The sequence below is a fragment of the Ferruginibacter sp. genome (genome assembly GCF_028288465.1).
Classification (GTDB): domain Bacteria; phylum Bacteroidota; class Bacteroidia; order Chitinophagales; family Chitinophagaceae; genus Ferruginibacter.
In genome coordinates this window covers 174226-195459 of the sequence record NZ_JAQBNR010000015.1, presented here as the reverse complement: position 1 = coordinate 195459, position 21234 = coordinate 174226, and the positions used below count along the sequence as shown (strand labels likewise).

18 protein-coding genes are annotated in these 21234 nt (G+C 41.5%); 14 read left to right on the top strand and 4 right to left on the bottom strand.

What is annotated here, in order from left to right; translation table 11 throughout:
- The first annotated feature begins 161 nt into the window (after window positions 1–161).
- Genes JWR61_RS05900 through JWR61_RS05885 form a run of 4 tightly spaced genes read left to right on the top strand, consistent with a single transcriptional unit; the run spans window position 162 to window position 4874 of the window.
- Window positions 162–752, top strand: a complete 591-nt coding sequence (locus JWR61_RS05900; protein WP_301926913.1) for an RNA polymerase sigma factor — start codon at window positions 162–164, stop codon at window positions 750–752.
- Between the two features lie 11 nt (window positions 753–763).
- Window positions 764–1501 (top strand): hypothetical protein, encoded by a 738-nt coding sequence (locus tag JWR61_RS05895; protein ID WP_301926912.1) that lies wholly within the window; start codon window positions 764–766, stop codon window positions 1499–1501.
- Between the two features lie 41 nt (window positions 1502–1542).
- Complete coding sequence (locus JWR61_RS05890; protein WP_301926911.1) at window positions 1543–1983, top strand: hypothetical protein; 441 nt, start codon at window positions 1543–1545, stop codon at window positions 1981–1983.
- Window positions 1984–2024: 41 nt separating this feature from the next.
- A complete protein-coding gene (locus JWR61_RS05885; protein ID WP_301926910.1) occupies window positions 2025–4874 on the top strand; it encodes a CHAT domain-containing protein in 2850 nt (949 codons plus the stop codon).
- Window positions 4875–4900: 26 nt separating this feature from the next.
- Here JWR61_RS05885 and JWR61_RS05880 read toward each other — a convergent pair whose 3' ends face one another.
- Window positions 4901–5878 carry a Gfo/Idh/MocA family protein gene (locus JWR61_RS05880; protein WP_301926909.1) on the bottom strand — a complete coding sequence of 326 codons (978 nt, stop codon included), beginning with the start codon at window positions 5876–5878 and terminating at the stop codon, window positions 4901–4903.
- Between the two features lie 29 nt (window positions 5879–5907).
- Window positions 5908–6396, bottom strand: coding sequence for a GNAT family N-acetyltransferase (locus JWR61_RS05875; RefSeq protein WP_301926908.1), 489 nt, complete (start codon window positions 6394–6396; stop codon window positions 5908–5910).
- Between the two features lie 252 nt (window positions 6397–6648).
- On the opposite strand from JWR61_RS05875, the gene JWR61_RS05870 reads away from it, so the two are divergent.
- The 9 genes from JWR61_RS05870 (at window position 6649) to JWR61_RS05830 (ending at window position 16363) form a co-directional block, all read left to right on the top strand.
- On the top strand, window positions 6649–7419 hold the full coding sequence (locus JWR61_RS05870; protein WP_290336745.1) for an ABC transporter permease: 771 nt from the start codon (window positions 6649–6651) through the stop codon (window positions 7417–7419).
- Window position 7420: 1 nt separating this feature from the next.
- Window positions 7421–8200 carry an ABC transporter ATP-binding protein gene (locus tag JWR61_RS05865; protein ID WP_301926907.1) on the top strand — a complete coding sequence of 260 codons (780 nt, stop codon included), beginning with the start codon at window positions 7421–7423 and terminating at the stop codon, window positions 8198–8200.
- Window positions 8201–8204: 4 nt separating this feature from the next.
- Window positions 8205–9212 carry an MlaD family protein gene (locus tag JWR61_RS05860; protein WP_301926906.1) on the top strand — a complete coding sequence of 336 codons (1008 nt, stop codon included), beginning with the start codon at window positions 8205–8207 and terminating at the stop codon, window positions 9210–9212.
- A gap of 132 nt (window positions 9213–9344) precedes the next feature.
- On the top strand, window positions 9345–10085 hold the full coding sequence (locus JWR61_RS05855) for an outer membrane lipoprotein-sorting protein (protein ID WP_301926905.1): 741 nt from the start codon (window positions 9345–9347) through the stop codon (window positions 10083–10085).
- A gap of 32 nt (window positions 10086–10117) precedes the next feature.
- Window positions 10118–11305, top strand: coding sequence for an ABC transporter permease (locus JWR61_RS05850; protein WP_301926904.1), 1188 nt, complete (start codon window positions 10118–10120; stop codon window positions 11303–11305).
- Between the two features lie 195 nt (window positions 11306–11500).
- Complete coding sequence (locus JWR61_RS05845) at window positions 11501–12715, top strand: FtsX-like permease family protein (protein ID WP_301926903.1); 1215 nt, start codon at window positions 11501–11503, stop codon at window positions 12713–12715.
- 11 nt (window positions 12716–12726) lie between these two features.
- Window positions 12727–13452: an ABC transporter ATP-binding protein gene (locus tag JWR61_RS05840; RefSeq protein ID WP_301926902.1), complete on the top strand. Its 726-nt coding sequence runs from the start codon at window positions 12727–12729 to the stop codon at window positions 13450–13452.
- Complete coding sequence (locus tag JWR61_RS05835) at window positions 13449–14603, top strand: hypothetical protein (RefSeq protein WP_301926901.1); 1155 nt, start codon at window positions 13449–13451, stop codon at window positions 14601–14603. Before JWR61_RS05840 ends, JWR61_RS05835 begins: the two co-directional genes overlap by 4 nt.
- Window positions 14604–14899: 296 nt before the next feature.
- Window positions 14900–16363, top strand: coding sequence for a hypothetical protein (locus tag JWR61_RS05830; protein ID WP_301926900.1), 1464 nt, complete (start codon window positions 14900–14902; stop codon window positions 16361–16363).
- Between the two features lie 37 nt (window positions 16364–16400).
- On the opposite strand, the gene JWR61_RS05825 is transcribed toward JWR61_RS05830, so the two are convergent.
- Window positions 16401–17018 (bottom strand): hypothetical protein, encoded by a 618-nt coding sequence (locus JWR61_RS05825; RefSeq protein ID WP_301926899.1) that lies wholly within the window; start codon window positions 17016–17018, stop codon window positions 16401–16403.
- Between the two features lie 285 nt (window positions 17019–17303).
- Here JWR61_RS05825 and JWR61_RS05820 point away from each other — a divergent pair, with 285 nt between their 5' ends.
- Window positions 17304–19943, top strand: coding sequence for a zinc-dependent metalloprotease (locus JWR61_RS05820; RefSeq protein ID WP_301926898.1), 2640 nt, complete (start codon window positions 17304–17306; stop codon window positions 19941–19943).
- Between the two features lie 826 nt (window positions 19944–20769).
- Here the strand turns inward: JWR61_RS05820 and JWR61_RS05815 are convergent.
- Window positions 20770–21204, bottom strand: a complete 435-nt coding sequence (locus tag JWR61_RS05815) for a DUF4265 domain-containing protein (RefSeq protein WP_301926897.1) — start codon at window positions 21202–21204, stop codon at window positions 20770–20772.
- Window positions 21205–21234: the final 30 nt, after the last annotated feature.

Genomic DNA, 21234 nt, shown 5'->3' with positions numbered 1-21234 from the left:
AATCACCTCAAAATACATATTGGCTATTATTTGGCAACCGGATAGCCGCAACGAAAAAATTCAATGTTTTCAACCACTTGCTGATGTCTTGTTTTTAATAATAATCAAAAGGCTTTTATTCTCGTAATTATTGTATTATCTTTCTAAAACACTTATCAGCTATGTCTTTTGAGCAACATCCCGTTTCAACCGACGAAGATTTAATAGAAAGCTTTCATCAGAACGCTTTGCTAAAACGTAAAGCCGAAGACACCATTTTTACCCGCTATACTTATTTTATAAAAGAAGGAATGTATAAATATGCTTTGCCGGAAGAGGATGCATTTGACGCCTATTCAGATACTGTATTGCAAGTCATCAACAATATTGTCAGCGGTGTTTTTGAAAAAAAGTCTTCCCTTAAAACATACCTCTACAGAATTTTTGCCAATAAATGTGTTGACCTTATCCGGAAAAAAACGACCAATAAAAACAGTGTACATCAAACGTCTTCCGTGACGGACATGCTTTTTATGATTGCGGATTCAGCCAAAACGGTGGTGCAGCAATTGATTGAGAAAACGGACATGGATATATTGAAAAATAAAATGAAAGAACTTGGCGAAAACTGCAGGCAGATACTGGCATTTTTTGCAGACAATTATTCTGACAAGGAAATTGCAGTTGCACTGGATTATAAAAGTGCAGATGTGGTTAAAACAAGCCGCCTGCGCTGCCTGGAAAAATTGCGCCAGTTATACCTCGGTAAATAAAAAATATTCAGATGAGCAACCTGAAATACATAGATGATTATTTTAACGGCTTCCCCGGCGACGAGCAGAAACAAGAGTTTGAGAAACTAATTAAAAATGATGCTGCTTTTGCAGAAGAAGTGGCATTTTACGTAGCCGCAAAGGCAGGTTTTCAGCAACATGCGCAGCAGGAAAAAAAAGAACACTTCAGGAATTTATACCGTCAACAGCAAGCCGTACCCGTGGTACAATTAAAGCCGGCTAAACGGGTATGGCAATATTTTTCGGCGGCCAGCGTGTTGCTTTTTATATTCCTTTTAACCTGGTTTGTAAATAACAGAAAGACTTCCCCGGATCAACTGGCGGATACGTACATTCAACAACATTTGCTAACCCTCCCGGTAACTATGGGAACGCAACAGGATAGTTTGCAAACAGGGCTTAATCTATATAAATCGGATAAACTTCCGGAAGCACTACAGTACTTTGAAACGATGTTAAAAAATAATGCGGCCGATGATGCCGCAAAAAAATACGCTGGCATTGTTTCCCTTCGCTTAAAAAATTACGACAAAGCGCTAAGCCATTTTCAATCTCTGGAACAAAATACTGCATCATTCAGTAATCCTGGCAAATTTTATCATGCGCTTACTTTATTAAAACGCAATAGCGCCGGGGATAAAGCAGCAGCCATTTTGTTGTTAAAAGAGGTAGTGGCAAAAGATTTGGAGGGTAAGGAGACAGCGGTTACGTGGTTAAAAAAATTATAAACCCGGATCATTCTTTAACATAAAATAAAACCTGCATCATCATGAAAAATAAATTTAAATCACCCAGGCCGCGGCTCATTTACACCTTAATGACCCTGTGCATGATCTTTTTTAATGGCTGCAAAAACACCCAATATGTGGTTAAGGGCCCGGAAATAAAATGGGTCAATTGGGAAGTCACTTTTAAAGATGGCATCGACAAAATTACCAGGGAAAAAACCTTCGTTTTAATAGAAAAATATGTTGCTGAAAAATATTTTGAAGACCCTCCGGGCAAGCTGTTGGTTCGTATTGCTTATACTATTGTGCCGGCTCATTCCGGCACAAAAAATTCGTATGATTTCATTGTGTCTATCGGCCCTGGCGACGCCAGCCAGACAGGGTTTTCTACTGTAAAACCCGTACCGCCGCCACCAAAAGAACCGTTATTAAACCAGTTTCCCGGGGTTACTGATATAAGGCCGATTCCATTTAGTAAGTAACAGGCCCGCTTTGAAAAAATCGTGCATTAATTGCAAAACAGATGAAAGGTAATACTGTAAAACAAACTTACTATAGCAGCAAAAAAAGTTGGTTGATCAGTATGTCTTTTGTTGCTAAAAAGTGCCGGCATTGCTGCGCACTTTTTAGCTTTTTGTTTTTTATACAATTTACATCCGGCCAGTGCCCGTCAAGGGTTGTATTTTATAGTAAGATCAACACGATTTATATATCGAAGGATACAAATACAACGGATAAGCTAACCAGGCTTCAGCAATTGATTCAGCAGATGCAGGCATGCAAACTGGAAAAAGATTCGGTTTATATGTTTCTGTTACAAAAAATAAGCATACTTTTTTTTAAACAACAGCAGTTTTCAAATGCAATCAATTTTGCTAATCAGTCGCTCGGTTTAGCAAAGCAGTACATAAAAAATAAAGCCGGTTCAGATTTAGCTGTAATAGACAATTATTACAACCTTACTTTTTATTATCAGTCAGCCGGCGAACCTGATAAAAAATACGCTGCTACCGATAGTTGCATTTATTATTGCCTGAAAGCTAATACAGGTTTTGAAAAAGCGGTTGCAGGATTGTCTGATAAAACAGACTACTTATTCAATACCGGAGAATATGGACCGTGCATAACAAATGCAGAAATGGGAGAAGCTCTTACCAAAAAATATTTTCATGGTAAAGACAGTATTGCCTACCTGGTTTCGTTTATTATTAACAAAGCAAATTCCCTGTATTATTCCAAAAATATTGTTGAAGCGGCAACTTTTTTGGAAACAAAAATGAAACCGTTCGTCAGATCAGGAAACAAAAATCAATTGTATGCCTTTTACAGTTTGCTTGCGTCCATTAACAGGGATCAAAAGAATTACTCAAAAGCGCTCGATCTGTTTAAGCTATCTTTTCAAATAGACTCACTGATTAAGTTTAATAACGGCTGCGCCCAAAATCTTATACAAATTGGCAAGCTTTATGCAAAAGCTTTTGGTCAGATCAATACCGGTCTAAGTTATTGTTCCAAAGCTTTGGAATACGCAGGTGCAACCGATTCCATGTTAATATTTGCCGAAACAGGCAACATCTATGTTCAAAAGAAGATGTTTGATAAAGCACAGTATGCTTTTCAGCAGGCATATAATATCGTTCAGCCCGGCATGGACGAAACATCCATGCTCAAGAATACTTTTCGGTTCCCGGGCTTTAACCAGTTGCAGTACTTGTCAGATCTTACAACCAGTAAAGGCGATGCTTTTGTGCAGGAATACTATACTACTAAGGACGAAGCATGTCTTAAAAAGGCAATCGCCGTTTATAAAAAGAACGACCTTTTTTTAACAAAGATAAAAACTGAACAACAGTTACAAATCAGCAGCAGCCTTGTATGGAGGGCAACGGCCCGCAATTTATATGAACATGCCATTGATGCCTGTTATGCCAATAATAATATAGAAGATGCCTTTTATTTTTTTGAAAAAAGCCGTGCGACGTTATTAAACGACCAGGTAAAAGAACAACAATGGACAAACGACAGTGATATTGCAAAATTGACTTTCATAAAAAGGAATATTATAGCGCTGAGAAAAAAATTAAACGGCTTATCGGCTTCATCAGAAAATTACTCACCGGTTCAATCAGATTTATACAACAGCTCTGAAGAACTAACCTTTTTATCACGAAAACTAAAAATGAATAACCCGATATTCTATCAGCATTACCTGGACACTTCTTTTATGAACATAGCTGAGTTAAGAAAAAGTAATCTTGGCAATACAACAAGCCTGTTGGAAATTTTTTCAGGTGATAGTTCAGTGTATTTATTGACCATCTCTTCTTCCAGTAAATCACTGATAAAAATAAACCAGCCTCAATATAATAAGCTGGTCGATTCTTTCAACAGGTTCATCACAAACCCCGAACTGCTGAATAATAATTTTGCTACGTTTATAAAAATTGCACATCAATTGTACGGGCTGCTGTTTCCTGAAAATACAGCGCTACCAAAAGGTAGTCTCATCATTTCGCCTGACGGTAAAAGTTTTCCATTTGAAGCGCTAGTAACCAGTGAGACCGGTCTGCCGGAAAGTTACCTGCTTAATCAATTTGCGATAAGCTATGCCTATTCTGTAAAATATTTAAACAATACGTTTTCGAAAACCAACGGCAGCACAAATAAACTTTTGGGCATAGCTCCTGTTTCCTATCACAACTATGCAGGTCTTACATCATTATCACGCAGCGATATCTCTTTAAAAAATATCAATACTTATTTTAGCAACGCAACAAATTACATTACCAGTGATGCAACCAAAAAGAATTTTCTGGCAAATTTTACCGGCTATACCATTATCCAACTGTATACCCATGCTTCCGGCAATAGTTCAGGCAACGACCCAGTTATTTATTTTGCTGACTCCTCTATGTTATTATCGGAACTGATTACAGACCGAAAACCCATTACGCAGTTAGTTGTGCTATCCGCCTGCGAAACGGCCGATGGAATATTGTATGAAGGGGAAGGTATATTTAGTTTTAACAGGGGTTTTGCGGCGCTTGGCATACCTGCTGCAGTCAGCACTTTATGGTCAGTTGAAAACGAATCGACATATAAAATAACCGAATTGTTTTATAAATATTTAGCACAGGAACTGCCAACAGATATAGCGTTACAAAAAGCAAAACTGGAATTTATCAGCACCAGTACATCAAAAGAAAAAACACTGCCATATTACTGGGCCGGACCAATACTAACAGGCAAAGTGGATACGATTATCATTAAAAAACCCACACCATGGAAAACAATTTTAATCGCAGGTATTGCACTGCTGGCGGGCGCAATTACAACAAAAAAATACTTGTTAAATAAGAAGAACCGGGGATAGCCCAATCAAAGCAGCCAGCATGATCACTAATAATTAACACCAGCCTGCTGCAATACTTCATCCATTATTTTACTGATGAGCAATGTTAACTGGTGTGGTACTTTATGGCTTTGAAGCAGCCCGTTATCCAGGCAATACATCACTTCTTTTATTTCATGTTCAAAGCCATTGCTTTGATGCGGCATATCAAAATCCTGCTGCGTTCCGTCATTTAAATGCACCGTAATAGCAGTGGCCTTAAACCAGGGATTGTGAATTTGAATGCGGCCCTTTGTTCCGATGATCGTTGCTTCTATGGGCGTATTAAAGTCAATTGTGGAAAGCAAATGCGCTGACTCACCAGCGGGATATTGCAACAGAATACTGGCATAGGTATCCACACCGGTTTCCGCCAGTTTGGAAACCGATTTAATAACAGAAGGCTCACCGAAAATAAGTGCTGCAAGAAAGATGGGATAAATACCAATGTCCATTACTGAACCACCACCCAGGGCCTTGTCGAATAACCTGCTTGCGGGATCAAACGCCGCGAAAAAACCAAAGTCTGCCTGGAGGTATTGCGGTTCGCCGATGACGCCTTCTTTGATCAATGACAAAGTTTTTTCTATAAAAGGCATACAACGGGTCCACACACCTTCCATTAAAAACAAATTGCTTTTGGTCGCAGCAGCAATCATTTCGGCAGTTTGTTTTGGTGAAAGCGACATCGGTTTTTCGCAAAGCACCGGTTTATTATGTTGCAAACACAGCATAGTTTGATTGTAATGAAACGCGTGCGGTGTTGCGATATAAATGATGTCCACATTTGCATCTTTTACCAGTGCATTGTAATCAGTAAACACAACTGAAGCATTGAATTTCGCCGCATATGCATTGGCCTTTCCGGCATCCCGGGACGCCACAGCATACACTTCCGAACCTGCTGTTTCACTCAAAGCGGTGCAAAATTTTTCAGCAATTCTGCCTGCACCTAAAATACCCCATCGGTAATTTCTTTTTATCATAAATTTTGTATCAAAGTTGCTATTAAAATTTATAAATTTCTCAGCATCCATTTGCTGCACCCAAAGTGAACGCTGTTTCCCAACGGTCCGTCCAAATAATGGAAGCCGAATTTTTCGTACACTTTAATGGCCTGTTGCAACTCGGGCATTGTTTCAAGGTACATCTTTCTATACCCAAAGTCCCGGGCTGCATGAATACTCTTATCAATGATCATTTTACCAATACCTTTTCCACGGGCAACAGGCAGCAGGTACATTTTTACCAGTTCGCAGGTGTCCGCCGGCAAACCCTTTGTTGGATACACACCGCCACCGCCGGCGATTACTCCGTCGATGGTTGCAATATAATACACGGATAAAGGCTGCTGAAACAATTCAAATAAATGATCGGTTTCCTCATCGTAATAAACAGTTCCCGGATGATTGGCACCAAATTCCTTCAGCGTGCTTCTGATGATTACAGCGATGGCTGCATTGTCATTTCTTTCAATTTTTCTAATCTGTATATCCTGTTGCATAAACACCCCTGGTGTAAAAATTAAAAATGTTGATATTGTGTTTCAAATAAAGTTCCCTTTTAAAATATTGGTAAATATAGAACAACTGAAAAAAATCATTGCTGCTAATTTATACAATGATACAATTGGTTTTACGGTTAAAACCCTGCAGGCAGGAAATTGAAGAAAAGCTGATTAAGATCAATCTTTTACCTGATTAAACTATGCAGAAAATATTTTAAAAGTGAATATTTTGACAGTTCAAATTAAGTCATGGTATTGCCAGCAGAGATCCGCTCTTTTTTATCCGAAGCAGGTGAGCTTTCCAGGTTCACCGGCCGCTTCTTCAGCCAGGCATTCAGACCCCGCTACGAGTTGTACGAGTTTACCAGGCAGTGTTATTTAATCGGCTATAGTTCGCTTCCCCTGATTGGCTTAACCTCTTTTATTATGGGGCTGGTGCTTACCATGCAACTCCGTCCGTCAATGGTAGACTATGGTGTGGAATCAGAACTACCTTCCATCGTAGGCATTGCCATCGTCCGGGAGATAGGCCCGGTTATCAGCGCCTTAATATTTGCAGGAAAAATCGGCAGCAGTATTGGGGCAGAGCTGGGTTCTATGAAAGTAACAGAACAAATTGATGCCATGGAAGTGAGTGGTACCAACCCTTTTAAATACCTGGTGGTAACGAGGGTTTTCGCGGCAACCCTAATGCTGCCCGTATTGATTATCCTGGGCGATACCATTTCATTATACGGCTCCTTTCTCGGCGTAAACATCCGTGGTACTACCAGTTCGCACTTGTTCTGGACACAAGTGATAGACAGCCTTGCCTTTAGTGATGTACTACCCGCATTTATAAAAACTTACTTTTTTGGTTTTGCCGTTGGCATCATCGGCTGTTATAAAGGCTATAACAGCAGCAAGGGAACAGAAGGGGTAGGAAGATCAGCCAACTCTGCAGTAGTGGTAGCATCGGTAATGGTTTTTGTGATTGATTTACTGGCCGTACAAATAACAGACCTGCTGGGTCTTAATTAAAATGCCTGAAGAAGCAACGATAGTGCAATCAGATCAATTAATTTCAGCAGATACTGCAAATGCTGTAAGCATTCTGCACCTGTATAAATCTTTTGGCAACAACCATGTGCTGATTGATTTTAACCTGGCAATTAAAAAGGGCGAAAGTGTGGTGGTGCTGGGCAAATCCGGTTCAGGCAAATCAGTACTGATAAAATGTATCATCGGCCTGCTGAAGCCGGATAAAGGCACCATTGCAGTATTTGGAAAAAATGTGTCGGAAATAAAAGAAGAAGAACTGGACAAACTACGTGCAAAAGTTGGCTTTCTTTTTCAAAGCAACGCCCTCTACGATTCAATGACTGTGAGGGAAAATTTGGAATTTCCATTGCGCCGCCACTGGATAAAGGTATCGCAGGTGGAAGTAAATAAAATGGTTTTGGAGGCACTGGATGATGTTGGTCTCGCACATACTGTAGATATGATGCCGGTTGAATTATCCGGCGGTATGCGGAAAAGAATTGCACTGGCAAGAACCCTTATATTAAAGCCGGAAATTATTTTGTACGACGAACCAACCACAGGCCTGGATCCGATAACAGGCAAAGAAATTATTGATTTGATGAATGATATCCAGGAGAAATACAACACTACTTCCCTCATCATTTCGCACGATATGAATTGTGTTCGGATGACCAGTGACCGGGTGGTAATTTTAGTAGAAGGTAAATGTTATGCGAATGATACCTGGGATCGGCTGCAACAAAACAAGGATCCTAAAGTGAAACAATTTTTTGAATAACGATATGCCACGAAAAAAAATAAATACAATCAAACTGGGCGCATTTGTGCTGACAGGTTTGCTGGCCCTGGTACTGCTGTTGTACATGATTGGCAAGAATCAGAATTTGTTTGGGTCTACCTATGTTTTAAAAGCCAGGTTCGAAAATATCCAGGGACTGGTTGCCGGCAATAATGTGCGTTATGCGGGCATACAAACAGGCACGGTAAAAGTTATCAATATTGTTGATGATACCACCATAGAAATAGTCATGCTCATTGAAAAGCGGATGCTGAAAATCATCCGGAAAAATGCGGTAGTATCCATCGGCACGGATGGGTTTGTGGGCAACAAAGTTGTCAACATCAGCCCTGCCCGGCAACGGTCGGATATTGCGCAGGAAGGGGATATTCTATTATCTAAAAAATCAGTCGCGACCGATGATATGCTGCAGCTGCTTTCAAAAACAAACACGGATATTTCTGTAATTGCTGCCGAATTAAAAACAACTGTGCAACGCATCAACCAAAGCGATGCTTTATGGAGTTTGCTCAATGATAAATCCATTCCGCAGAATATCAGGCTTGCTGTTGCCAATATTCGTTCGGCCACCGACAAAGCTAACAACACAGTCGCCAGCTTTCAAGCTGTAGCATCGGATATACAGCAAGGAAAAGGATCGGTAGGAACGCTTTTAAAAGATACCGTTTTTGCCGCCAACCTGAACGAGGCGATCTTAAAAATAAAATCTGTTGGCGGCCAGGCCGACTCATTGCTGTACGAAATAAATACCATGGTAGCTGGAATAAAAGAGGATAAGGACAATGGCAATGGTACACTGCATGCACTTTTTAAAGATTCCGGCATTGTGATAAAATTAAATGCCAGCCTGGACAATATACAAAGAGGCACGGATGGTTTTAACCAGAATATGGAAGCGCTGAAACACAATTTTCTTTTCCGCGGCTTTTTTAAAAAGAAAGCCAAACAGCAGGAAAAAGAAAACAAGTTAAAGAACACCGCAAGTCAATGATTGCAGCGACCTGATTTTTTATCACTTCATTTTTATCAGCCGATTTTTATAACTAAAGTCAATGACGCCGATGATTTCAGTCAGCATAACTGTATGCATGATGCCTTACATTAGTCTCCATAAAAGCATGCAATGAAATTTGTACTAATCACAATGGCCTTTTTATTTCCGCAGTTGTTACTATCGCAGGATGCCAGAGAAATTGTAAGAAAGGCAGATGAAAAAATGCGGGGTAATACCATGCAGGCCGAAATGATCATCAGAACCATCCGTCCCACCTGGAGCCGGGAGATGCACTGCAAAACCTGGATGAAGGGAAATAACCTGGCTATGATCTTGCTGCTATCACCGGCAAAAGATAAAGGCATTGCCTTCTTAAAAAGAAAAAAAGAAGTATGGAACTGGATGCCCTCACTGGAAAGAACCATTAAGCTGCCACCCTCAATGATGAGCCAAAGCTGGATGGGTACTGACTTTACCAATGATGACCTGGTAAAGGAATCGTCTGTAGTGGAAGACTATACACATACCGTTATTGGTGATAGCAGTATTGACAACCGTTCCTGCTATATCATCCAGATGATACCCAAACCGCAGGCGGCAGTTGTGTGGAGTAAAGTAATTATCTGCATTGATAAAAAAGATTTCCTGGAGTTGCACAGCCGCTTTTACGACGACGAAGGAAAACTGATTAACACCATGAACAGCTACGATATAAAAATGATGCACGACCGGCTGATCCCCACCAGGTTTGAAATGATACCGGCTGACAAGAAGGGTCAAAAAACAGAAATGATCTATAAAAATATTCAGTACAATAATCCCATTGACGATAATTTTTTCAGTACAGATAAAATGAAAACCATCAATTAATTATGTGGCTGCTTCAATTGGCTTGGAAAAACATGTGGCGAAACCGCTACCGCACCCTCATCACGATGGCCGCTATTTTTTTTGCTGTTATTTTATCTGTCATTGCCAGCAGTTTAAAAGAAGGCATTTTTAATAACCTGGTAAAAAATGTGGTGAGTTTTTATACCGGCTATGCGCAGGTACACAAACGGGGCTATTGGAACGAACAAATACTCGACAACAGTTTTGAAACTGCTCCTGCAGCAGAACAAAAAATTTTGCAGCAGAAAAATGTTGCCGGCATCACGCCCCGCCTGGAATCATTCGCACTGGTTTCGTCCGGCGATGTTACCAAAGGAAGCCTTGTAGCAGGCATTGATGTTGAAAAGGAAAATGCCATCACCGGGTTAAAAGACAAGCTGGTACAAGGTATTTATTTGAAAAGCACTGATACCGCTATACTGCTGGCCCAGGGACTTGCAGAACGGCTGAAATTAAAAGTTGCAGATACAGCCGTACTGATTGGCCAGGGGTATCACGGGGCCACTGCCGCTGGTAAATATGTTGTAAAGGGCATTGTAAAATTTGGTTCGCCGGAGCTGAATGATAAAGCGCTGTTTATGCCGCTGGCTGCCGCACAGGACTTTTACAGTGCCTATGGTATGGTAACCTCCTATGTGCTTTCGTTTAACAATACAGCTGCGGCAGAGGCTTCAGTAATAGCCATGCGATCATCGATGGACAGCAGCTATGAAGTGATGAGCTGGGGCGATATGATACCGGATATTAAACAGCATATTACTGCAGACAGCAATAACATGAAGTATGTACAGGGCATTTTATACATGCTTATTTGCTTTGGCATTTTCGGCACGCTGCTGATGATGATGGTAGAAAGAAAATTTGAAATGGGCATGCTGGTAGCCATTGGTATGAAGAAAATAAAACTCATGGTGCTGCTGACTGTTGAATCTATACTAACCGTATTTGCCGGCTGTATCATCGGCCTGCTGGTCAGCATTCCGGTTATATACTATTTAAACAGGCATCCGTTCGGGATTGGTGGCGAAACGGCCAAAGCATATGAACGCTTTGGGTTTGAGGCCATTTTCCCCACTTCAACCGATGCCGCCATTTTCATCAACCAGGGATTGGCGGTGGTTGCTATGGGATTGCTTATTTCGCTTTACCCGGTGTATAAAGTAATCCGGCTCAACCCAGTTGCTGCAATGAAAAAATAAAAAAATGATGTAACCGGCTGTTGTATTGCTATTAAACACTTGTGGCGTCGCACTCTTGTACAGCAGGTTTTTTATTGAGCTTTTCCCCCCGCGGGCACAAAGCGCAAAAAGTACAAGTGAGCCGATAGCTATCGTTTGACACAACGATGATCATCAGCATTATAAATGCAGGTTAAAAAAATAAAAAATAACAACATGATTTTTATAATGGCCTGGCGCAATATCTGGCGCAATAAAATGCGGAGCCTTGTAATCATTCTTTCAATAGCCATCGGATTATTTGCAGGCATCGCAGTGCTGGCCTTGTACAAAGGCATGATGAAAAGCCGTGTACGTGCGGTGATTGACGCGGAAGTGGGGCACCTGCAATTGCATGACAGGCATTTTAAAAAAGACTTTGAGCCGGCTTTTGTTATAACCGGTGGTGTTGCTGTTTTAAAATCCATTACGGCAATGGCCGGCGTTAAATCAGCTGCGCCAAGAAGCATTACCAATGGTATGCTCGCTACCACCACCGGCAGCGCCGGCGTACAAATCAATGGTATTGTGCCACACCTTGAATACGCCACTTCGCAACTGAAAAATAAAATAATTGAGGGCAAGCCATTTGATACTGCGAAGCAAAATGAAGTGATGATTGGTAAAAAACTGGCCACCAAAATGAAAGTCAAAACCAGGTCGAAACTGGTGCTGACCTTTACTGATACTTCGGGCAATATTGTATCCGCCGCTTTTAAAGTTGCAGCAATTTATCAAAGCGATAACGCCCCGCTGGATGAAAGAAATGTATACGTCACCATGACCGACCTGAATGCATTACTCTCCATTGGCAATGCTTTTCATGAAATAGCGGTGCTGCTGAACAACGACAACGAAGTAAAAAACATGTATCAACAATTACAAAATAAATTTCCTGTTTGCCAGGTAGAATCGTGGCAGGAAATTTCTCCCGAAACGGATCTGCTGGTGAAGACCACCGATCAGTATTCTTACATCATCATGGTCATTATCATGTTTGCGCTGGCGTTTGGCATCATCAACACCATGCTGATGGCCATACTGGAACGCACAAGGGAAATCGGCATGATGATGGCGCTGGGCACCAGCAAAATAAAAATATTCAACCTTGTATTGCTGGAGACTTTCTTTTTAACACTCGCCGGCACACCTGCAGGGTTGCTGGTGGGCTGGCTGCTTACGGGTTACTACACCAAACATGGGCTCGACCTGTCGGGCATGGGCCGCGACATGATGAGCAGCTTCGGTTTTAACACCATGATTTACCCTGAATTTCCCTGGGATAAATTAACCGGTATCCTGCTGATTGTTTTCTGCACCGCCATCCTGTCCTGTTTGTTTCCGGCCATCAAGGCATTGCAATTAAAACCTGTTGACGCATTAAGAAATTAAAAGCAACCGATATGAACACGGTAATAGATGCACATAATATCAGTAAAGTATATAATCCCACCACCATACCGGTGTACGCGGTAAATAACGTTCACCTGCATTTGCAAAAAGGAGAATTCACCGCACTTGTAGGGCCTTCGGGTTCAGGTAAAACAACCCTGTTGAATATGATTGGCGGGCTGGACCGGCCTGATGAAGGAAACATTTTCATCAATGGTATTGATATTACAAAACTATCGGCAAACGAGCTGATCAGTTTCCGGTTGCAAAATATAGGCTTCGTCTTTCAGTCTTTCAACCTGATACCGGTATTAACCGCAAAAGAGAATGTGGAGTTTATTATGCAATTGCAAAAAGCCAGTAAACAGCAGCGGGAAGAAAGAGTAAAAACATTGTTTGCCCAGATAGGTTTGCAGGATAAACTCAACGAACGGCCTTCCAGGCTGTCTGGCGGACAGCAACAGCGGGTGGCTGTGGCAAGGGCGCTGGCCTCCCGGCCGCAGTTTGTTTTAGCAGATGAACCTACCGCAAACCTGGATACAAAATCTGCTTTTAACCTGCTGGATATTATGGCCAAATTAAACATGGAAGAAAATATTACTTTTCTTTTTTCTACGCATGACCAGCGGGTGATCGACAGGGCCAGGCGGGTGATTACCCTGGTTGATGGAAGGATCGTACAGGACACCGCCGAGGTATCTACCCAACATGAAGAAGCAGCTGCTGTAAAAACATGATCAAACACTTAACCATATTTTTCTGCTGCTTTGCTGTATTGCAGGCATCCGGCCAGGACACGGCTACCCTGCCCAAAAAATTAACCATCAATGGTTATATCAAAAATTTGCAAACCCTTAGTTTTGACCAAAATTTCGATCAACTTATTTCCGGTAACCTGCTGCACAACCGCCTGAATGTAAAGTGGAAACCATCCGGCAAATTAACGGCTGTAACAGAAATACGTAGCCGCCTTTTTTGGGGAGAACAGGTAAAGGTTACGCCGGGATTTGCAGCACAACTGCGGAACGACAATGAAAAACTAAATCTTCAGCAGTTGTGGATTGAAAAACCTTCCCTGGTTTTGCATACAAACGTAGAACGGCTGTATGCAGACTGGAGCAATGAAAAATGGAATATACGGTTAGGACGGCAGCGGATTAACTGGGGCATTACCACCAACTGGAATCCGAATGATATTTTTAATACTTATAACTTCCTGGATTTTGATTACGAAGAACGCCCCGGCATTGATGGCGCAACAATAGAACATACTTTCAGCAGCGGCCTTAAAACAGCATTGGCATACACCGATACCGGTAAAAAAGAGGGCACTGTAGCCGCCATAAAATATGCGCTTAATAAATGGAATTATGATATGCAGCTGATTACCGGCTGGTATAAAAATCATCCTACTATTGGGGCAGGCTGGGCTGGCCCTGTTAAAGATGCCGGTTTTAAAGGTGAGGCTCAATATTTTTTTGCCGGCGGGGATTCTGCCGGTCACTTCAACATTTCGCTGGAGGCCGATTACATGTTTAAGAAAGGCTGGTATGCAAATATTGGTGTGCTTTACAACAGCCAGGGTTTGTATCAGCCCGTCTCCAACTGGCAAATTATTAATCTTAAGCTATCCCCGGAAAACCTGATGCCAACCAAATGGAATGTCCTGGCTACCACCAACAAAACATTTACACCGTTGCTTTCTGCCGATATCAGTTTGCTGTTTGCGCCCGGCACCAACCTGCTCATTTTATTTCCGGCGGTGCAATATAACCTGGCTGCCAACCTGGATGTAAACCTGGTGTGGCAATCTTTTTTTGTGCAGCAAGCACAACATTTTGAAGCCGAAAATCACCAGTGCTTTTTACGGTTTAAATGGAGTTTTTGACTGGAAGATAAAAAATAAACGCATGCCCGTAATACCCCCCAAATAGCAGCGGATATTGTTAAGTTTCGTGCAGGTATTTGTGTTACTGCTGCGCTATGTTACTCGCCACATCCAATTTCCCCGTTGCCGCCGGATAGTATTTATTCCGCGGAGGCTCCGGATAATCAGTTGCGGATATTTCATTGAGGAGCATTACACCCACGGGTACAATTACAGAATTTGTCAGTACTATTTTTGAATTCGGAACTGTTGATAGCCTACATTTACATCCGCAGCAATGCAAAAAAATATGCACGATGGACGGTAATCTTGATAATCTTAAACGACTGCTCGAAAGCATTAAAACAATTGGCTTTTGGGACCGGCTTTTTGGCTGGAGAAAAATCAATAATCAATTGATGGATGCAGCTGCCGACCTGCAAAAACTGGTTTCAAATAATGATAATTTAAAAGCCGGTCTTTACAACCTCGAAGCAGTTAACAACGGGCTTAACAAAGACCTGGCAATTAAAATTGAGTTGCTTATAAAAAACAATGCAGAGGTGGAAAGACTGCATTCAACAGCCCAAACTTTAAATAGTACCATATCCGGTTTTACCGCCGACCTTTCTGCCGCCAAAGAAAATATAAAAGGCCAGGAAGCACAGATCAATCAGCTGTATACAGACAATGCACTGTTAACAGAAAAGAACAGTCAGTTACATGCCGAAAATAAAAGGCTGACCGAAAATGCGGGAACCAACACACAAACAATTTCAGCCCTCGCCCAACGAAAGAATGAGATAGAGATTGAACTGGCTGAAATAAAAAAAGATATACAAAATGTACAGCTTGAATTAAGTGAAGTAAAAAAACAGAACATACAACTCAGCAGTGATGAAGCCTTCCGGCAACAACACCATTCCAGTTCACTGGCATCGCTGACAAAAATTCAGGACCAGATACAAACAGAACGCAGCAGGGAAATTGAAGAAAGAAATAGTAAAGCAATTGAACACATCAGGCAATTAAAAGAAACCTGGAACCGGCACCAGGATAGTGCAAAGAACAGCATCAAATCTATCTGCCAGAAACATACGGTGCAGTACATAGAAAAAGTGCCGTTCAAAGGCGAGCCTGATAATACCTTACTGATATGTGATGAATACATTGTGTTTGATGCCAAAAGCCCGGGCAGTGATGATCTTTCCAACTTTCCCAATTACTTAAAAGACCAGGCAGAAAAAGCAAAGAAATATGCGAAACAGGAATTCGTAAAATCGGATATCTTTTTTGTCGTGCCCGCCAATACGCTCGACTTTCTAAATACATTCGTTTACCGGCATGGAGATCATAATGTATACGTTATTTCGGTCGATGCGTTAGAGCCGGTGGTATTGGCATTAAAGAAGATTGAAGAATACGAATTTGCAGAGCAATTAAGTCCTGAAGACAGGGAAAATATTTGCCGCGTGCTGGGTCGTTTTGCCCATCTCTCGAAAAGACGAATACAGGTGGACAGTTTTTTTGCAAAACAATTTATAGAGCTGGCCTACAAATGCGAAACCGATTTACCAAAAGATATACTGGACAGTGTAATTGAATTTGAAAAGGCGGAGAAGCTAAATCCGCCGCAGGAGAAAAGAGTAAAATCAATCCCTATTGCTGAACTGGAGAGTGAACATAAAAAAATTAAACAGGAAGCGGAAAGCAAAGGCATATTGATGGAAGATGAGAATATTTTTACAAGCATTAACGAACTGCCATTGTACAAAAAATAAAAGAGCTTCACCACTTAAAAAGTGTAATCGACTGGTATTAAAAACGCCTGCCCAACACAAGCGATAAGTGAGAAATATTATCTCCGTTGGTATCCATTTGAAAACCCGCCATTGTTCCCAGTTGCAGCTGGCTTCTAAATGTATAATTGTATTGCAGCTGAAGGCATGCGCCGGCAGCATATGTTCTTTGTGGTGTGGTATTTACAATATATAGTACCGGCATAGGGAGCCCTGTGCCGGCAGGATAAAGTATCCCCAACTGATCAAAATAGGAGGACGATTGAAGCCTTACCAACCCGCCAGCCTTCAGTTGAAATTCGTGCTGGCTGGTGCGAATAAAACTATAGCCTGCCAGGCATTCTATTTGAAAACCGGCAGTCGTATACCTGAATGATCCGTCGTTTATGTGCCCCGTGGGATCAGTATAATAAAGCGGCTCTGCTCCGTCATGAATCGTGCCTCCCAATGCAATTGTCCAGGAAAGTTTCTTACGGAAGTATTTTTCGTATGCGACAGCAAAGCTCACTCCCTTATTATCACCGGTACTATGGGCACTGCGTCCGGCAGCAATTTCAATGGTGTGTTCAGGAAGTTTTATTTGTGCAACCAACGTATTTGAAATAAACAGCAGGGCGAGGAATAACAATGTTTTCATATTTTATTTTTTGCAGTTTTGAATTATTACGTAATGATGAAAGGTGCTAATCAACGGCTTATTTTTCAGCTTTTATATAACGTAACATATTAAAGATAACCGGGCTTTGTTAACAGACTTGCAATGATATGTTATTAATGTCTTTTTATCCACATTAACACAATAAAAACATCGCTTTTCTGCGTTAGCATCTATATTAGTAACTGTTCTTTATTCTACACAATATATCGTGCATCATTGGAGAAGTGGAAATTGCAGATGAACGATTAAAACCTATAACCAGGCATGGGAAAGTCGTACAGTAATAAGATAATTGCAGGCGTCATTTGTTGCGTTCTTTTTACGTCCTGTTCATTGCTACAAAAAAATACCGGCAGGCCGCAAACCACGGCTTCTTTCGAAATAAAAACGGACCCCTACTATCAACCCAAAAAGAAATCTTTTTTTGAAAACCTGCTCAAACAGGGCACTGCCAATAAAGGCCTTTGTAACATCTATAAAAAAGACGACCGCTTCTATTTTGAAATACCCGACTCGCTTTTTGAAAAAGACATCCTGGTTGTGAACCGCATTGCCAGGGCAGCCGCACAGGTAAGGCCCGATCATGAATACGCAGGTTACGGAGCCGACCAGATTGGTGAAAACGTTATCCAGTTTTATAAAGGCACCAACAATAAAATATTTATCAAAAAGATTGATTATTCCGGCAGCCGTGCTGCGGACTCCAGTGATAATGGTATGTTCAGGGCCGTATCCAATTCCAACCTGTCTCCTATTATGGCGGCCTTTGATATCAAAGGTTACGGGCCTGACTCTTCCAGTGTACTGGTTGATATGACAGATTATATCAACAACGACAACGAACTTTTTTTCTTCAGCGGTCAGCAAAAAAGGCTGTATAGTTTAGGCGGCCTGCAAAACGATAAATCGTATGTGCAGGGTGTTTCTTCCTTTCCGCAGAACATAGAAATAAAAACCGTAAAAACTTTTTCAAACGGCAACTCAGGTATGGCCCAGTCGATGCCCTATTTAACCTACGAGCTCAACACCTCCATGGTACTGCTGCCAAAAATACCCATGAAGGCAAGGCCGGTGGATGAAAGAGTTGGTTATTTTGGAAGGGGTTATGTTGATTTTGATATCCCTCATCCGCAGGGTTTCAATGGCACCTGGCTGGTAACCCGCTGGAGGCTGGAACCGAAAGAAGAAGACCTGGAAAAATATTATAGAGGAGAACTCGTTGAACCCAAAAAGCCCATCGTTTATTACATTGACCCAGCCACACCAAAAAAATGGGTGCCCTATTTAATACAGGGTGTAAATGCCTGGCAAAAAGCCTTTGAAAAAGCGGGTTTTAAAAATGCCATTTATGCACTGGAAGCACCGCTGAATGATCCTGAGTGGAGTCTCGAAGATTCAAGACACAGCGCTATTGTTTACAAAGCTTCCTGGGTACAAAACGCCAGCGGACCAAACGTAAATGATCCCCGCACGGGCGAGATTCTGGAAACGCATATCAACTGGTATCATAACATAACCGAAATTCTGCACGACTGGTATTTTATACAGGCTTCACCAAGTGATACGGCCGCCCGTAAAATGATTTTGAGCGATAGCCTGATGGGTAAACTAATCACGTTTGTGTGCAGTCACGAAGTAGGCCATACGCTTGGACTGGCACATAATTTTGCTTCTTCCGCTACCGTGCCGGTTGATAGTCTGCGTAGCAAAAACTGGGTGGATTCCAATGGCATTTGTCCTTCTATTATGGATTACGCCCGTTTTAATTATGTAGCGCAACCTGAAGACTGTATGACGGAACAGGAACTGATTCCCCGCATCGGCGCTTACGATGAATGGGCCATTGACTGGGGCTACCGCTGGTTACCACCTATGAAAAATGCAGCCGCAGAAAAAGAATATTTAAATCAATGGGTAATAAAAAAGCTGGAAGACTCGGCCTTATTATACGCTTATAGCGGCTCCAGTTGCCAGGCAGAAGATTTGGGTGATGACGCAGTGAAAGCAGGTAAATACGGCATTAAAAATTTAAAACAAATACTACCCGAATTATTAAATTGGGCAAAGTTGCCAGACGAAAATTATGATGCCGCCAGCAAAATGGAAGATCAGCTGATGTACCAGTATAAACGCTATTTATCGCATGTGAGCCAAAGTATTGGTGGCCGTTATTTAACCCCAAAAACCGTGGAGCAAAAAGGCAATGTGGTAGACTACGCAGACCGCAGCAAACAAAAAGCGGCTGTTAATTTTCTGCAGGAAGAATTGTTTAAAACACCCGGTTGGTTATTCAATAAACAATTGTATGCCGCTACCGGTGGTGCAGGTTATATGGATGTGCTGAACATTCAGAAAGATGTGTTGAATGAAATCATGTCGCCCCGTATCATCAACCGCATGATTTATTTGCAAGCGTTACAACCATCCAAAGCCTACACGCCCAACCAGTTTTTTACCGATCTTGAAACTGGTATTTGGTCAGAATTAACCGCCAATAAACCAGTTGATCTATACCGCAGGAATTTGCAAAAAGCTTATGTGGCGCAGTTATTAAGCCTGCAGGATGGCATAGAATCAGCCCAGGGCAATAGTTATGCTGCTGATTTGGGCATGATCGATTTACTATCTGTTTTAAAAGCGCATAAAGCACAATTGGTAAAAAAGATTGACAGTGCCTTAGCAACCTGCAAAGACGAAGAAACGAAGTGGCACTTGGCAGATATAGCAGGAAGAATCAAAAGCAGTTCAGCAACCGGTTCGCAAAACTCCACCCGCCCAGGCAGCAACAACGCATTTAATCAACAATCTTTACAGGGGGCCATGCGGGATGAGATTCCCACACTTGAACAAAAAATGCAGGCAAAACAAACCAATTGCTGGGGCAGAATGGATCAGGAAAAATAATTGTCCTGGCCAAAAAGCTTTGTGGTGCTGCATTGGCGTCGCACTCTTGTACTATGTTATTTCAATTCAGCTTTGGCTTTCGGATTTGATCTGTCTCCATTTATTTGCAGATTCTTTTATTCGCTACTTTGACTGTTGGGCACCTTTCCTTATTTGTTATTTATCCAATTCGTTGCTGTCGCCTCCACAGCCGGCGGACTGCGTAACTGGAACGCCGCTGCTTTTGCTTCTTTCAAAAATCCCGATAGCTATCGGGAATGCTACGCATTTTTTTGAATTCCGGCAAGCCGGAACCGTAGCAAAAGAGGCGTCTTATCCGGTTACTGTTTTCAACTCGAGTGAATAATATGTAAGCCTCTACGTTTCACCCGACAGCAATTGGTACTTAAGGCGTAACAAGTCTAACAATAGAATTACCAAAGCTGAAACCACCATGCACAAAAGCTTCACAAAGCTGCATGCCAGCAACGGGCTGTATTCGTTGCTGGCTTGACTTTTTTTTGTTACTTTTTTTGTGTCAAGACAAAAAAAGTAAAGTAAGGAGCAGCTGTTAAACAAAGCCCCTCCGAACTAAATAATTACTCATGCTGGTAAAAGACCCTGCACACAAGTGTTCGCAATCTTTTACATTAGCATCTTCAGTAGGCAATATTGGAATGCCTGTGCATGGTTGAACATTTCATCCTGCGCAGCTTAGGTTATTAGTTAGGAGACACAACAACGACGTTCATGGAACACCGAGATTATTTGATTTGATGGGCGCACCAGTAAGGGCACAAAGTCGTTGCTTATTCTACACGCCTGATATTTTGAAACGAATGGCTTATTATTCATGAGCTAAACACGATTCTTCATATTGCCATTTTTCTTTTTGCTCCCCTTCGTCCAAATATTGTTTAACAGGGGCATAGTCTACGGTACCTGGCACATTTACCGATAATATTTTTCGTGCCAAAAAAATCTCTGCCGAACACCCGAAATTATTTAATTGATGTCTGACATCTTCTATAATTTGTTCGTTCTTAAAATATATTCTTAGTGTTGTATTTCCAGACACTGCAACAAAATCATCAAAATAATAAGCATTCTCGGCTGTATCAAATTCTGCTTTTATTGTATCCCCTAATGATACCCGTTTTGCTATAAATGGAATGTTGTCAACAATGTAGTTATCTCCATCTTTTATACACCAAAGGCTTTCTATTTCATATTCATCATTGCCTATATTTTGGACAAAAAGGACTTTTTGATTGTTTTCCATAATTCATTTGATGATGATGAATGAATAAAT

Excerpts from the sequence above, each read along its gene's own strand:
- JWR61_RS05900 (WP_301926913.1), top strand. The coding sequence starts at position 162 with ATGTCTTTTGAGCAACATCCCGTTTCAACCGACGAAGATTTAATAGAA.
- JWR61_RS05895 (WP_301926912.1), top strand. The coding sequence starts at position 764 with ATGAGCAACCTGAAATACATAGATGATTATTTTAACGGCTTCCCCGGC.
- JWR61_RS05890 (WP_301926911.1), top strand. The coding sequence starts at position 1,543 with ATGAAAAATAAATTTAAATCACCCAGGCCGCGGCTCATTTACACCTTA.
- JWR61_RS05885 (WP_301926910.1), top strand. The coding sequence starts at position 2,025 with ATGAAAGGTAATACTGTAAAACAAACTTACTATAGCAGCAAAAAAAGT.
- JWR61_RS05880 (WP_301926909.1), bottom strand. The coding sequence starts at position 5,878 with ATGATAAAAAGAAATTACCGATGGGGTATTTTAGGTGCAGGCAGAATT.
- JWR61_RS05875 (WP_301926908.1), bottom strand. The coding sequence starts at position 6,396 with ATGCAACAGGATATACAGATTAGAAAAATTGAAAGAAATGACAATGCA.
- JWR61_RS05870 (WP_290336745.1), top strand. The coding sequence starts at position 6,649 with ATGGTATTGCCAGCAGAGATCCGCTCTTTTTTATCCGAAGCAGGTGAG.
- JWR61_RS05865 (WP_301926907.1), top strand. The coding sequence starts at position 7,421 with ATGCCTGAAGAAGCAACGATAGTGCAATCAGATCAATTAATTTCAGCA.
- JWR61_RS05860 (WP_301926906.1), top strand. The coding sequence starts at position 8,205 with ATGCCACGAAAAAAAATAAATACAATCAAACTGGGCGCATTTGTGCTG.
- JWR61_RS05855 (WP_301926905.1), top strand. The coding sequence starts at position 9,345 with ATGAAATTTGTACTAATCACAATGGCCTTTTTATTTCCGCAGTTGTTA.
- JWR61_RS05850 (WP_301926904.1), top strand. The coding sequence starts at position 10,118 with ATGTGGCGAAACCGCTACCGCACCCTCATCACGATGGCCGCTATTTTT.
- JWR61_RS05845 (WP_301926903.1), top strand. The coding sequence starts at position 11,501 with ATGATTTTTATAATGGCCTGGCGCAATATCTGGCGCAATAAAATGCGG.
- JWR61_RS05840 (WP_301926902.1), top strand. The coding sequence starts at position 12,727 with ATGAACACGGTAATAGATGCACATAATATCAGTAAAGTATATAATCCC.
- JWR61_RS05835 (WP_301926901.1), top strand. The coding sequence starts at position 13,449 with ATGATCAAACACTTAACCATATTTTTCTGCTGCTTTGCTGTATTGCAG.
- JWR61_RS05830 (WP_301926900.1), top strand. The coding sequence starts at position 14,900 with ATGGACGGTAATCTTGATAATCTTAAACGACTGCTCGAAAGCATTAAA.
- JWR61_RS05825 (WP_301926899.1), bottom strand. The coding sequence starts at position 17,018 with ATGAAAACATTGTTATTCCTCGCCCTGCTGTTTATTTCAAATACGTTG.
- JWR61_RS05820 (WP_301926898.1), top strand. The coding sequence starts at position 17,304 with ATGGGAAAGTCGTACAGTAATAAGATAATTGCAGGCGTCATTTGTTGC.
- JWR61_RS05815 (WP_301926897.1), bottom strand. The coding sequence starts at position 21,204 with ATGGAAAACAATCAAAAAGTCCTTTTTGTCCAAAATATAGGCAATGAT.